Below are 13,419 nucleotides of genomic sequence, written 5' to 3' on the forward strand. Positions count from 1 at the left end.
AAACATGAGTAGTGATTTTTTAGGCTCAGGCTTCAAACTGCCTCTTGGCTTCAGTTCAGGTCGCATCGAACTTGCACAGGACGAAGACTGCATTCGCCAATCGATTTGGATGATTTTAGGAACCGCACCAGGTGAACGATTGATGCGTCCCGATTTCGGCTGTGGCATTCACAATCTTGTCTTTGCTGCGACCAATGCAACCACGATCGGGCGAATCAAAGACGAGGTACAACAAGCCCTGCTGAATTGGGAGCCACGGATTGATGTTCTCGATGTTCAAACGACTGTCGATCGCGATTCTCCCAATCGGCTGTTGATTCAAATTAACTATCGCGTTCGCACAACGAACAATCGCTTTAATTTGGTTTACCCGTTCTATCTCAACTAAGGACTGTGCGTCATGCAACCGCCCAAAATTGATTCGCGTACCGATGAAGAACTAATCGCCCAAATCGTCGAACTGGCGAAGTACTATACTCCTCAGTGGCATCCCGATCGAGCGGATGCTGGCTTGGCGCTGATTCGGATTTTTGGTCGCATGGCGGCTCAGGTGCGCGATCGCGTCAATCAATCTCTCGATAAGCATTTCCTCGCTTTCCTCGATCTGATTGGGACTCAGCTTGCTCCACCCCAACCCGCACGAGTGCCCTTAACCTTTACGCTTGCTGCGAATAGTCCGAGTGAAGCGTTTGTTCCTGCTCGGACTCGTATTGCGGCTCCACCGACCGAGAAGGGGGTAGAGGAAGCTCTGTTTGAAACGGATCGAGACTTGATTGTGATTAAATCACAGTTACAAGCGGTTGTTTTAGCAGATGTGAAACACCAGTGTTGGATTGATCAAAGCGCGATCGCACTCTCAAAAGAACCTGGAGAACAATCATTTCGCGCATTTAGCACTGATCCAATCTTGCTCAAAACGTATGAGCCGCTGCGAGACTATTTATATTTTGCACAGGATGATCGACTGACCCGATCAGACCGACAATCGGTAACGTTGGTCTTTTCAGAAGTTACTGCGTTCTGGCGTGATCCGGGGCTGAGTTGGGAAGTGTGGAATGGTGAAAAATGGACAGCGATCGAAGGCACGAAAGGAACGTGGCAAAACGGTCAGTGGCAAAACACAAGTGCATGGAATGGGATTCGCTTTATTCTCAATGACTCGCTTCAAGCAACATCGGTTAACGGTGTCACTGCACATTGGTTGCGTGTTGGGTTTCAAGGAATTTTGAGCGCAGAGCAACTTGGACAATTAAACGCGATCGCATCGATTCAAACAACAGTTCAGGTTAGAGGCGGCAACTCAACATTCACACCGCCCACTCATGGCTTCTTTAATACCAATCGAATCGCCTTAAATCAGGACTTTTATCCGTTTGGTGAAGAGCCAAGATTGCAAGATGCACTCTATCTAAGTTGTCCTGCTTTTGCTCATCCCATCGCCAACATTACGGTCAAAATTGCACTGCAACAAGATCCGGATTCTACAGCGATTAGCAAACCAGTTGTTGCGTGGGAAGCTTGGACAGGAACAGAGTGGCACAAAGTAACGGTTTCTGCGCCTAATATTGCTAACTTTACTGGAGGTGGCAGCTTTACCTTAGATCTACCTGATTCAGTTGAGTTAACCGAGATAAATGGTGAAGTTGCTTATTGGATACGGGCACGACTCGAAAGCGGTGACTATGGAAAACCCGCCTCGATTTCAAAAGACACGTCTTCAGATACCAAAACCTTTCCAAGCTACAAATATGAGAACCCAACCTTTTCGCCGCCGCTGATCAAATCTTTGACCTTAAGTGATACCTATGACTATGCCTTACCGCTGGCTGCAATTGAGCGATCGCAGTTGTATCACAATTTCCTCTATTCTCAAGGCTGGAAGCTTGATCCCATTCCAGTGATTCCATCTGATCCAAATACCGCACCCACGTTGTATCTAGGCTTTGATCAGCCGTTTCCGAATCGATTGATTCAGCTTTATTTTCAGGTCGATCCGCTGCATCCTGGAGACACGATCAATGTTGAGCCAACTCCCGTACAACTTGCTTGGCAGTATTCTGTCGGGGCATCAACTTGGATGAATTTACCAGTGCAGGATGAAACCCAAGCATTTTCAGAACGGGGAATTGTCCAGTTTATTGCTCCACCCGATCTGCGACCAAGCTGCGAATTTGGAAAAACCTGCTACTGGCTGCGAGTCATTTGGAAACAAGGCGATCGCATTAAACCCCGTTTGCGCCGAATTCTGACTAACACCATCTGGGCAAGTCAGGCAACTACAGTCCTTCAGGAACCTTTAGGATCAAGTAATGGCAATCCCGATCAACACTTTCGTACCAGTCAATCGCCTGTGTTAGCAGGTCAACGTTTAGAAGTGCGCGAACTTCAATTGCCAACGGTGGAAGAACAAGCTGAGATCGCTCAACTTTGGGGCAATGAACCGCTTGAAGTCGTGACCGATGCCACTGGACAAGTTCAAGGAGTTTGGGTTCCTTGGCAAGCGGTGTCCGACTTTTATAGTTCTAAACCCAACGATCGACATTATCTATTAGATGCTCAGAGCGGCGAGATCCGGTTTGGAGATGGACAGACCGGACAAGTGCCCCCACGAGGACGGAACAATCTCCGCATGGCAATTTATCGCACAGGAGGAGGTGCAACTGGAAACTGCGCGATCGAAACAATCACTCAACTGAAAACGACACTACCCTATGTCGATCGAGTCACCAATCTTGAACCTTCAGGTGGCGGGATTGACTCAGAATCAATCGATCGCGTTAAACAGCGCGGAGCGAGCATTTTACGTCATCAGAACAAAGCTGTCACCGAACAAGACATTGAAGATTTAACTTACGGCAGTTCAGCAGAGATTGCTCGTGTGAAAGTTCTGATGCCGAGCGCCGATCCGCTCAATGATCAGCTTTGGCTCTCTTCTCATACTTACAATCAAAGCGATCGCGCTCGTCACGAATCCGCCCGCGACCTCACCCAGACCGAAAAGGATTCGATTCGTCCCCCTGGAGCCGTAACCGTATTAATTGTGCCGTACAGTGATGCGGCTCAACCGATGCCGAGTTTAGCACTCCTCGATCGTGTCCGTCGTGAACTACAAAAACGTGCGGTTGCAACGCTGTCCTTCAACATTGCGGCTCCCAATTGGGTCGAAGTCTCCGTTGTCGCTGAACTGGTTCCGGTGTCACTAGAGCAAGCCGATGCAGTGAGAGTACGAGCGCTCGAAGCCCTCACTGCCTTTTTACATCCGCTGACAGGTCGATCGGGTGGATGGGCATTTGGACGGCAACCTCAGCGATCGGATCTCTATGCGGTGTTGAATCAGATCGAAGGCGTGAGCTTAGTGCGATCGCTGCGGATTCGTTCTAGTACGAGCGTGACTTCAACCAGCCTCATTTACTCCGGTACTCATACTATTCAGCTTTCCTTTGATCACTAAAATTTATGGCACTTCCCTTACCTAATCTTGACGATCGAACTTATGCTGATTTAGTGGCAGAAGCCATTAGACGCATTCCGATCGAATGTCCAGAATGGACGGATCACAATCCAACCGATAGCGGCATCATTCTGATTGAATTGTTCGCTTGGCTTACTGAAATGACGCTCTATCGAACGAATCAAATTACCGATGAGAGCTATAAAACCTTTCTGACATTGTTGCAAACCAGCGAGAAACAGCGGGGAGATTTGCTGAAATTCGTGGACGAACAATTGCCCCATATTGCAGATCCGCAAGCGCGGCATAATGCACTTCAACAACGCATTCGCACAACGCTTAGTCAGATGCGGCAACGGTATCGGGCTGTGACCTGTGAAGACTTTGAGCAATTAGTTTTAGACAACTGGCGTACCGAAAAACCAGACTCAACCTTGCCAAATATTCAGCGGGTTGAATGTGTTCCGAACTTCAATCTAGAAAAGAGCCGTACTACGCCAGCACCAGGACATATTAGTTTAGTCGTGATTCCTGCTGGTGATGATGCGAAAGTGCTATCTGAAGCCTTGCAGCGATCGCTATATTGTTGGCTCGATGATCGCCGCCTGCTAACTACCCGCCATCATATCGTTGCGCCGACTTATGTACCTGTGAAGATTCAAGGACAATTGATTCTACAAGATGGCAGCGATCGCGCAACGGTCATTCAAGCAGCAAAGCAAGCTCTTGTCAGTTACTTTGATCCGATTTCGTCTGGTGCTTACTGGGAAGGAAAAGGCTATCCATTCGGGCGGAGTCTCTACATTGCGGATGTGTATGCGCTTCTCGATCAAATTCCTGGCATTGACTACATTGACGAGCTAATGATTCAAGGATCAGGGGCAGTCACCTCCTCGATCGTTCGAGGAACAGTTCGTGAAATGATCATTGATGATGTCTCTCGATTTGCGATCGGGGATGTGGTACGAATTGAAGCAAACAATAAGCAAGATCGGGTCTCGATTGATCAAATTGACTCTACGGTTGGTAAACTGACCTTCGATCGAGATGTGAACTTACCTGCTCAAACGCTACCAGGTGGCAAAGTTACGAGCCTAACGCGAATTGAACTTCAACCCGATGAACTTATCGCGGTAGAAGATTCAACGCTTGAATTCAAGGGGGTGCGATTTGTATGAACACCAGTCGTTATGTCACCTATCTTCCCAGTCTGCTCCAAGCAGATGAAACGCTAGGAAAGTTTTTACTGGCGTTTGAAAAGATACTATCGGGATTACCTGCTGCTACCGATCTCGATCGACCGGCGAATCTTCCCAATCCACGCAGCCTTGAAGACTCGATTAGCCAGTTACACCTCAATTTTGATCCAAATCCAGATCGAGCGCCCGAAGAATTCCTGCCTTGGCTGGCGAATTGGGTGGGACTAACGCTGCGAGAAGATTGGTCAGATCAATCGAAGCGTGAGTTAATTCGCCGCATGGTTGAACTGTATCGCCTGCGAGGAACTAAGGCAGGTCTAGAACAACTGCTGAAAATTTATCTTGGTGCGGATGAGGCGGTCAGAATTGATGAGTTTGATCAACCTGCTCATTATTTCCAAGTGCAGTTAAAGCTAGCCAGTCGCGATTTGGAGCAGTTCAACACGAAGCAGCGCGTTGCAAGAGCGATTATCAATCAAGAGAAACCCGCGCATACTTACTATGGGCTACGCATTCTAATGCCCACGATGCAGCTTGTTTCTGAGCAATATTTAAGGCAAAAAGGATTGTCTGGAACTGAGTTGAAAAAGAATCTACTGCGAATTGGTAATCGTAAAGACCATCTCAATAACACCGTTTTAGGTTCGACAACGACAACTGACTAACTTCAATTAACACTCTGAGAGGATAATCTAATGCCCGATCCAAAATCTAAATCTAATCCAGCGATCGACAAAAATGATCAGTCGATGGGCGACATCGTGAACTATGAGCAGCCGCCTTATGTCAGTAAGCGAGTGCGGTATTTTGATGGGCAGTATCTCAAAGTTCAAGATTTTGTCGAAGATCAGCAATATCACATCGATCGCGCCCGTCGTCCTGCTCGATCGCTGTTTGTTGCTGGCATTCTTGATGGTTTAACCATGCAAAAAGGATCGCTAAAGTACAGAGTACAACTCTATCCAGGAAGTGCGATCGACCCAACCGGACAACAGATTCTGCTCGATCAGAAATTAACCTACAACAAGCAGCAAATGTTGCGCCAGCAGCAAGATTATTTTGAACTCGATGTTGAATCTTTAAGTACCAAGCAACCGAATGAAAAGACGGAACTGATCGTTTTCGTATCGTTTGCTGAACAAGAAGCTGATTCCGAAGAAGGGGGTCATACTCGGTTTGAGGAGTGTCCGCAGATTGAGATTGTCCCGCTCGATCGTCCTCCCTCCAACAGCATTCCACTGGCAAAATTAACGATTACCAAGGATGGTGTGAGCGTTGACCCAACCGTGCGTCAATATTCTGGCTTGCAGCTTCCAGTTCCCACAGGCAAACCGCTCACGCTTCGTTCAGCCGGAGACGGAAACAGCGATCGAGCGATTTTCAGTGGCAATTTAACCCTCAACGGCAACTTAGGAATTGGCACGCTATCGCCTGAGACTCGATTACACGTCATGGGTCAAGGGGGAACCAACGTTGACCTGCTTGTGAATGGTCGGTTGAAATCTGCGAACAATGACGGTGGACTTCACATCGCTAACGATCGCTTCATTGGCGGACACTCGATCAACAAGCTAGGACTTTGGAATGGCAACGCTTGGCAGCTTACCGTTCAGCAGAATGGTACTGTGGGAATTGGAACACAATCTCCGACTGAGCGGCTTGAAGTTAGCGGAGGTAATCTGAAGGTAAACGGGAGCGTGATGGCGAACAATGCCACGGTGAGCGAGAACGTGGCAGCGAACAGTGCCACGCTGAAAGGACTCACAATGACCGGAGGCGGCATAATCGTCACATCCGGGAAAGAGGAGACTATTCTCCGCAATGCTGCCGGGGCAACGGTCTCAGCAGAAACCGCAAAAGGCATTACGTTTACGCCAAATCCTGGCATTGGCACTGGTGATGTTGCTTGGTTACGCTACTATGTTCCATCAAAGACAGGAGAACAAACAGTCCTGGAACTGGGTACTGCCAATGATGCTACAGATCACATTGCCTTGATGCCGTCTGGCAGTGTGGGAATTGGAACGACCTCTCCGACTGAGCGGCTCGAAGTCAGCGGAGGTAATTTGAAGGTAAATGGGAGCGTGATGGCGAACAGTGCCACGCTGGAAGCAGGGCTTACAATGACCGGAGGCGGAATCGTCGTCACATCCGGGAAAGAGGATCCCATTCTCGGCAAGGATAGTGCTGGTCGCGAAATCGTGCCAGCAGGTACCGCAAAAGGCATTACGTTTACGCCAAATCCTAAAGGGGGCACTGGTGATGTTGCTTGGTTACGCTACTATGCTCGACCGGGTACAAAAGAAGGAACAGTCCTGGAATTGGGTGTTGGTAATGATATTGCTGACGGTGTCAATCAGCTTGTGGATGATATCACGGATCATATTGCATTGATGCCATCTGGCAATGTCGGAATCGGAACGATAAATCCCGAATGGAAAACGCACATCGTTGGTGATCTGTATGTAGACGGAAATATCATTTCAAAAAAGAGATTTTGGCTCGCCAATTCAGGCGCAGGTAAAGACGACAAAGGTAACGACAAATGGTGGAGGCAGGAGGGTGGCTATACCCCTGATACTGCTCTAGCTAAGCCTTCTGATCTGAACCTAAAGAAGAACATTCAGCCGATTGGGGATGCCTTAGCTCAGTTATGTAAATTGAAACCTGTGACTTTTGCTTGGACTGATCCTGATTATTTCTTGAAGGAGCTAGATCAGAAATTTGAACAGTACCCGCTTCGGGATGAGCAACATGATGCTGACTTTTTGCACTATCGGTCTCAACTCAAGCACTCTTTGTCAGCCTCACAAAGTGGGTTCATTGCTCAGGATTTGGAACAAGTGTTTCCCGATTGGGTCTCGAAAGGTGATGATGGATACAAGCGAGTCAATCTGTCTCAGCTAAATGCGGTACTGGTTCAGGGAATTCTCGAACTGAAGCAGATGTTTGAAGACCTCAAACTAGAGAATCAGTCTTTAAAACAACAGATTGAACAATTGAAGAAAGACTAGAACCGCGATCGTTGTCCATCTCGAAAACTCTATCTAACCCAGAAGCCAACATGAAAGCGCATCACACCCATCAACCCAAAGACAAAACGGCTCAACCTTCTAAAGCTCGATCGACTGAGCCAGAACAATCTGATCTCAATCATCAAAGTGAGCGATCGCACTCAACTCGACCTCTAGCGAAACCAACCTTTCGCGGACTCTCGCACGAGCTAAAGTCACCCATGCGGGTACAGGCAAAGCTGACTTTAGGACAACCCGGAGATATTCACGAACAAGAAGCCGATCGAATGGCAGAGGCGGCAGTGCGATCGGTGAATCATCCTGATGCGATCGCGCCCTTGATCGGGCATCAAACTACATCAGCTTCAACGAGTGGAATTCCAGTTTCTACTGAAATTCAGCAAAGCATTCAGCATTCACAGGGCGGAGGTCAACCCTTGCCGGGAAATTTGCGTCAATCAATGGAAGAAGCGTTAGGAGCGGACTTTAGTAAAGTGCGGGTACATACAGGTGAGCAAGCACATCAGTTAAACACTGCCCTGAGTGCCCGCGCATTTACGACAGGGCAGAACTTGTTCTTTCGTCAGAGTGAGTACGCACCCAATAGTCAGGAAGGACAACAGTTGATTGCTCACGAGCTAACTCATACAGTACAACAATCAGCAGAAAGAACTGGGCAAACTATTCAAAGAGTTACCATTAGTACAGCCGATCATGTTAAAGCACAATTGCGGTCAGATGATACTGCTAATATTGTTCTAAAGTGGTCAGTTCTACCTTATGCTGGTGACTCAATTTTGTTTTTGTATGACATAGAGAAATTTAAACTTCGTCCAACTTATGAAAAAGCAGCTAAAATCTTTACTCGCTACATCGATACAAACGCTGAAGTTCCACTCAACGTCGATGCTTCTATTATTCAGAATGTAAGGGCTGCAATGTGGCTTGTTCCGCAGGGTCAAGTTCAATTAGCGAATGTATTTGATTCAGTGAGCGAGGAAGTAGAGAAAACAGTGGAAGGACTCTTTATCCCCGGCAACAATGCGCCTGATCCGGTTACAAATCAGATTTTACCTATAAATACAATTTTAGAGAATCGGATTAATGATTATCAGTCAAGTCGGCTTGCACCACTCACCAAAATGATGAGTCCGCTTAGTAGAAAAGTAAACAAAAGTAAATTGCTTCAGTATCTCAAAGATTCAGATATAGCTGCAAGAAACATGACAACCGCCCCGCCCCCGCCTAAGTTCTGGTAAGGCAAATAGTAGTCATTTCTGAAAGCTGGTTTATCAAGTGTATACTGTTGATCCTAACCCTATGTTAAGTGAGATATTACCTTTACTAACGAATTTAGACCAACAATTAGGTAAGATGATGAAGGCTGTGCAATCGCTTACTGATAAAGAATGCTATCAGCATGTTTTGGATCTCCCTGATCCCTCTGAATCTCCAAAAACGATCGCTGATTCAATTGCTCCGGATTCTCGGATAGCTCAACTGATGCAGATTTTTGAGCTATCCGAGTTCGATCTACAAATTATCGCGATCGCACTCGCCCCCGAACTCGATCGACGTTACGATCGCTTATATGCCTACTTACAAGACGATGTTCGCCTCAATCGTCCTACCGTCGATCTCGCACTCAATTTACTCTGTGCTAATGCTGTCGAAAAGCTCGATCGACGAATTCATTTTGCCAGTACCGCACCACTCATCCAACATCAACTCCTACATCTTGTCGCAGATCCAAACACGACTCTATTAGCTCACACACTACAGCTTGATAGTCAAGTCGTGCGATTTCTGCTCGGACAACCTGGACTCGATTCAGACATTCCAAATGTTCAACTGAGCTATCCAACCACTCAGCTTAAAACATTACCGCTAACTGTGGAAGTACAAAATAGACTGAGAACTTTAGTCGATCGACCAACGCGATTGTATTTCCAAGGGCGCGATCGTACACTCCAGCACAAGACCGCCGAAGCGATCGCTGCACTCAAGCAAGCTCCCCTGATTGCGGTCACCTGGAATGAGACAACAAATCTACAACGCCTTTGCCGCGAAGCCTACTTCCAATCCGCCGTTCTCTACCTCAAAGACTTCCCACAATCTGCTTCTCCTGATTGGATTCAAACCCTCGCACAACATTCAGGATTGATCATTCTATCTGGAGAAGATCCTTGGCATTGGACAGGACAAGCGATCTCGCTGTTCACAATTGTCTTTCCTGAACTAGACTTTGCTCAACGTCGAGCCTGTTGGCAAACCGAACTCGCCACTGCAAAAATCACGATCTCTGAAGCGGATCTTGATGCACTTAGCGATCGCTTTCAATGCACAGCCCAACAGATTTCAAACGCGATAATCACTGCTTTTCAATCCAGCGAACCGACTGCACAAGAACTTTTCGCTGCTGCTCGTACCCAGTCCAGTCAAGCCCTCAAGACCCTAGCTCAAAAAGTCGAACTGAGGTACTCATGGGAAGATCTTGTTCTGCCTGATGCTCAATCTCAACTCTTACAAGAACTCTGTAACCAAATTCACTATCGTCCGATCGTCGAACAATGGCAACGTCGATCGACTCGCCAAGGACTGATCGCGCTCTTTTTTGGTGCGCCAGGAACCGGAAAAACAATGGCAGCCGAAGTGATTGCTCAAGACCTGCAACTCGATCTCTATCGCATCGACCTCGCGCAAATTGTAAGCAAATACATTGGTGAAACTGAGAAAAACCTGAACCAAATTTTCACGGCTGCAACTCACTCCAATGCTATTTTATTGTTTGATGAGGCTGATGCTCTATTTGGCAAGCGATCGGAAATCAAAGATGCCCACGATCGTTACGCCAACCTAGAAATTAGCTACCTTCTACAAAAGCTAGAAGCGTATCAAGGTCTTGCAATCTTAACCACGAATTTTTACAGCAACATTGATCCTGCTTTCATCCGTCGGATTCGGTTTATTGTCGAATTCTTGCCGCCTAAATTGTGCGATCGCGCTCGGCTGTGGGAAACTCTCCTGTTAAACCGAATTCCTTGCAGTTCTGATATCGATATTCACACGATCGCACAATGCTTTGAGATTACGGGCGCTGAGATTCAAAACATTGTCACCAGAGCCGCTTTCTTAGCTGCTGCATCAGAGCACAAAATCACAATGGAGCATCTTTTGCAAGCCGCTCAACGGGAATATCAGAAAATGGGCAAAATTTGGAATCTGCAATACAACTCAGATTAGATTGCATCGGGAGCCTCCGAAATCACAGAGAATCAGGTCGAGAAATCGAATCAATCAGATCTTCGATCGCTTCAACATCTTCGCAGTTTTGTACCTCAGATTTGAACCATTTCACTTCGTCTCGATCGGTATCAGGTAATTGATACACGAGCAATACGCCAGCCAGTCGCGCCAGAGTGAGCGGATCTGGATCAAGCTGACTCACTAGCGCTTCAGCCGATTCGTAGAGTTGCTGAATTGCGGCAGTATCGTGAGGCTGTCCAAGTTGAAGCGCGATTTGTTTCAAATGGTCTTGAACCATCGTTTTATTTTCATCACGGTTAAAAGAATTGGATATCATCAGAGCTTTCTATCACAACAATCTTGTTGATCTTAGCGCTTTTGTAGATTAGACCTCTTGCGTGATTCAAACCCTTCTCGCAGCACTGCAAAGAAGATCAATCCAAACACGCCCCAAGCGCCATTCGTTTGCATTGCTTGATCAATTTCGCGTTCGACTTCACCTTTAAGGGATTTCGCTTGCTTCGTCATCCAGATCAGCATCCAGCTTAAAAGCGCGATCGCAACTAATCCAAAAATCGCTTCTAGCAGCGGTTTGAACACAGGTGCATAAACCTGATTAGAAGCTTCTAAGCTGCCCAATGTCCAAATAAACACAATTCCAACGGCAACACTCGCCACAATGCCTAAAGCAATCCCACCATAAACCCAAGGATTGAGGCTCGATCGACCCGATTTGCTCAAATACGCCAGCACAATCCCGACCACTAGCGCAGCTTCTACTCCTTCTCGCAACGTGATTACAAACGTCGAAAGCATACTCGTATATTAGAAGAACTATCGACCATTTTAGAAGGAAGCGCGATCGCATTCAGCGCATCATGGTTTAACTTCTACGCTGTTTCAGATTTTCTCTACAATCCTCGCAAGCACCCATTTCATCTAATGCCATCGGTTTGAAATGCTTGATCAGGAGAGTACGTCCAAAAAACTGTTCAGGAGCATCCGCGCAATAACCAATAGTTTGGCAGAGTCCGCACTGAACGATCCATTTTCGTGTGCGTCGATCGTTCAAATACCATTCAGCATCGTTACTCTGATTCTTCACATTGCTTAGGTTGCAGAACTGGTTAGTTTGTCTATGATAGCGAAATCTCTTACGATCGCATTCATCGACATTCACGCGATTTTATGGAAACACAGTCTGTTCGATCAGAAACCGTCAAAACTTCCGAATTCCAAAAAGCCCTCGAAACTGTAGAAGCATTACCGCTTGACGCGCAGGAGATTTTGATCGATATCGTCGAAAAACGCTTGAGCCAGCAACGTCGAGCAAATTTGGTTCAGGAAGTTCACGACGCAAGACAAGCCTATGCAGAAGGTCAAGTTCGTCGTGGTTCAGTTGCCGAACTGATGGCGGAGTTAGACGATTAATGGAGCTTGTTTGGAGTAACGCTTTCAGCCGCAAGTTAAAACGATTATTGCGGCAAAATCCACAAATGAAAACACAAATTGAGCAGACCTTAGAACAGCTTGCGATCGATCCGTTCGATCCAAAGCTCGGAACGCATAAGCTCAAAGGCGACTTGTCGAATTGTTGGTCTTGCTCGATTAATTACAGCGATCGCATCATTTTTCAATTCGTAGAGAATCCAGAAACCGCAGTCGAGGAAATTTTACTCCTTACGCTTGGATCGCACGATGAGGTTTATTAGACGCTTGACGGCTTTGCTTTGAGAAAAAGTACACATTCTACGAGATACTTTTGGGAGGGCAAACCGCGATCGTGAACTCTCGGTCTCGGTACGTTCTGAAATTCGTTTTATGTAAGTTGAGATAGAGAGAGTCCAATGGACGAAGACAGCATTAACAGCATGGATGCTCCAACCGTAACCCTGACCGATGAAACAGGTTCAACCCTCACCTGCTTCATCGAGCATTCTTTGGACGTGGAAGACCAAGAATATGTGCTGTTACTTCCCGTTGACTCGCCGATCGAGATTTTCGCTTGGCAAGAAAATGGCGACGAGGATGAAGCAGTATTGGTCGAAGATCAGGCAGTACTCAATCAAGTATTTCCGATCGCAAAAGCCGTGTTAGAAGAGCAAAATTTGGCTCTGAAGCAAACCGCTGTCGTCTTGACGGTGGAAGGCGATTTGCCGGATCTCGACGACGATGAAGCTTGGGCAGGAGTCGAATCTGATTCGGATGACGATCAGGAAGAACTTCAGCTTTTGGCAAGTTTCTGGCACGAAGAACAGGAATACGCGATTTATACCCCGCTTGATCCGTATTTTATTTTGGCGCGACTCGATGACGAGGGAACGCCGCACCTTTTATCGCAAGAAGAGCTTAAGAAAATTGAGCCAATGTTGCCCATGATCGAAGATCAACTCTTTGATGAAATGGAATAGTTCGATCTGGAGTCGGTAAACTTGAATACTCGAATTCAACCGACTCCAAAAATATTTTATTTATCTAAAAATGAAGCTACAATCCTGAATTGGTCGTG

The 13,419-nt window shown here is 46.8% G+C and carries 12 protein-coding genes; 10 read left to right on the forward strand and 2 right to left on the reverse strand.

Annotation, left to right across the window (positions count from 1 at the left end):
• The first annotated feature begins 4 nt into the window (after positions 1 to 4).
• The 7 genes from ACQ4M5_RS03595 to ACQ4M5_RS03625 all read left to right on the forward strand — a co-directional run bounded on the left by ACQ4M5_RS03595 (position 5) and on the right by ACQ4M5_RS03625 (position 10,907).
• Positions 5 to 388 carry a GPW/gp25 family protein gene (locus tag ACQ4M5_RS03595; protein ID WP_430674230.1) on the forward strand — a complete coding sequence of 128 codons (384 nt, stop codon included), beginning with the start codon at positions 5 to 7 and terminating at the stop codon, positions 386 to 388.
• A 12-nt stretch (positions 389 to 400) separates the two neighbouring features.
• Complete coding sequence (locus ACQ4M5_RS03600) at positions 401 to 3,451, forward strand: putative baseplate assembly protein (protein ID WP_430674231.1); 3,051 nt, start codon at positions 401 to 403, stop codon at positions 3,449 to 3,451.
• 5 nt (positions 3,452 to 3,456) lie between these two features.
• Positions 3,457 to 4,629, forward strand: coding sequence for a baseplate J/gp47 family protein (locus tag ACQ4M5_RS03605; RefSeq protein WP_430674232.1), 1,173 nt, complete (start codon positions 3,457 to 3,459; stop codon positions 4,627 to 4,629).
• Entirely contained in the window at positions 4,626 to 5,315 is a 690-nt protein-coding gene (locus ACQ4M5_RS03610) for a phage tail protein I (protein WP_430674233.1), read from the forward strand. Before ACQ4M5_RS03605 ends, ACQ4M5_RS03610 begins: the two co-directional genes overlap by 4 nt.
• A 30-nt stretch (positions 5,316 to 5,345) precedes the next feature.
• Positions 5,346 to 7,664, forward strand: coding sequence for a tail fiber domain-containing protein (locus tag ACQ4M5_RS03615; protein ID WP_430674234.1), 2,319 nt, complete (start codon positions 5,346 to 5,348; stop codon positions 7,662 to 7,664).
• Positions 7,665 to 7,714: 50 nt separating this feature from the next.
• The gene (locus ACQ4M5_RS03620) at positions 7,715 to 8,923 is read left to right on the forward strand and encodes an eCIS core domain-containing protein (RefSeq protein WP_430674235.1); all 1,209 of its coding nucleotides are present in this window, start codon (positions 7,715 to 7,717) and stop codon (positions 8,921 to 8,923) included.
• Positions 8,924 to 8,984: 61 nt separating this feature from the next.
• Positions 8,985 to 10,907: an ATP-binding protein gene (locus ACQ4M5_RS03625; RefSeq protein ID WP_430674236.1), complete on the forward strand. Its 1,923-nt coding sequence runs from the start codon at positions 8,985 to 8,987 to the stop codon at positions 10,905 to 10,907.
• 22 nt (positions 10,908 to 10,929) lie between these two features.
• Here the strand turns inward: ACQ4M5_RS03625 and ACQ4M5_RS03630 are convergent, their stop codons facing one another.
• Positions 10,930 to 11,208: a hypothetical protein gene (locus ACQ4M5_RS03630; RefSeq protein WP_430674237.1), complete on the reverse strand. Its 279-nt coding sequence runs from the start codon at positions 11,206 to 11,208 to the stop codon at positions 10,930 to 10,932.
• A gap of 71 nt (positions 11,209 to 11,279) precedes the next feature.
• Positions 11,280 to 11,726 carry an FTR1 family iron permease gene (locus ACQ4M5_RS03635; RefSeq protein ID WP_430674238.1) on the reverse strand — a complete coding sequence of 149 codons (447 nt, stop codon included), beginning with the start codon at positions 11,724 to 11,726 and terminating at the stop codon, positions 11,280 to 11,282.
• Between the two features lie 372 nt (positions 11,727 to 12,098).
• Between ACQ4M5_RS03635 and ACQ4M5_RS03640 the strand changes: the two genes are divergently transcribed.
• From ACQ4M5_RS03640 to ACQ4M5_RS03650, 3 genes are all read left to right on the forward strand, one after another.
• Positions 12,099 to 12,341, forward strand: coding sequence for a hypothetical protein (locus tag ACQ4M5_RS03640; protein ID WP_430674239.1), 243 nt, complete (start codon positions 12,099 to 12,101; stop codon positions 12,339 to 12,341).
• On the forward strand, positions 12,341 to 12,622 hold the full coding sequence (locus ACQ4M5_RS03645) for a type II toxin-antitoxin system RelE/ParE family toxin (protein WP_430674240.1): 282 nt from the start codon (positions 12,341 to 12,343) through the stop codon (positions 12,620 to 12,622). Before ACQ4M5_RS03640 ends, ACQ4M5_RS03645 begins: the two co-directional genes overlap by 1 nt.
• Positions 12,623 to 12,757: 135 nt before the next feature.
• Entirely contained in the window at positions 12,758 to 13,321 is a 564-nt protein-coding gene (locus ACQ4M5_RS03650; protein WP_430674241.1) for a DUF3727 domain-containing protein, read from the forward strand.
• Positions 13,322 to 13,419: the final 98 nt, after the last annotated feature.

The sequence above is a fragment of the Leptolyngbya sp. AN10 genome (genome assembly GCF_050565645.1).
GTDB lineage: Bacteria > Cyanobacteriota > Cyanobacteriia > Leptolyngbyales > Leptolyngbyaceae > Leptolyngbya.

Coding starts and splice junctions, on each gene's coding strand:
- ACQ4M5_RS03595 (WP_430674230.1), top strand. CDS start 5: ATGAGTAGTGATTTTTTAGGCTCAGGCTTCAAACTGCCTCTTGGCTTC.
- ACQ4M5_RS03600 (WP_430674231.1), top strand. CDS start 401: ATGCAACCGCCCAAAATTGATTCGCGTACCGATGAAGAACTAATCGCC.
- ACQ4M5_RS03605 (WP_430674232.1), top strand. CDS start 3,457: ATGGCACTTCCCTTACCTAATCTTGACGATCGAACTTATGCTGATTTA.
- ACQ4M5_RS03610 (WP_430674233.1), top strand. CDS start 4,626: ATGAACACCAGTCGTTATGTCACCTATCTTCCCAGTCTGCTCCAAGCA.
- ACQ4M5_RS03615 (WP_430674234.1), top strand. CDS start 5,346: ATGCCCGATCCAAAATCTAAATCTAATCCAGCGATCGACAAAAATGAT.
- ACQ4M5_RS03620 (WP_430674235.1), top strand. CDS start 7,715: ATGAAAGCGCATCACACCCATCAACCCAAAGACAAAACGGCTCAACCT.
- ACQ4M5_RS03625 (WP_430674236.1), top strand. CDS start 8,985: ATGTTAAGTGAGATATTACCTTTACTAACGAATTTAGACCAACAATTA.
- ACQ4M5_RS03630 (WP_430674237.1), bottom strand. CDS start 11,208: ATGGTTCAAGACCATTTGAAACAAATCGCGCTTCAACTTGGACAGCCT.
- ACQ4M5_RS03635 (WP_430674238.1), bottom strand. CDS start 11,726: ATGCTTTCGACGTTTGTAATCACGTTGCGAGAAGGAGTAGAAGCTGCG.
- ACQ4M5_RS03640 (WP_430674239.1), top strand. CDS start 12,099: ATGGAAACACAGTCTGTTCGATCAGAAACCGTCAAAACTTCCGAATTC.
- ACQ4M5_RS03645 (WP_430674240.1), top strand. CDS start 12,341: ATGGAGCTTGTTTGGAGTAACGCTTTCAGCCGCAAGTTAAAACGATTA.
- ACQ4M5_RS03650 (WP_430674241.1), top strand. CDS start 12,758: ATGGACGAAGACAGCATTAACAGCATGGATGCTCCAACCGTAACCCTG.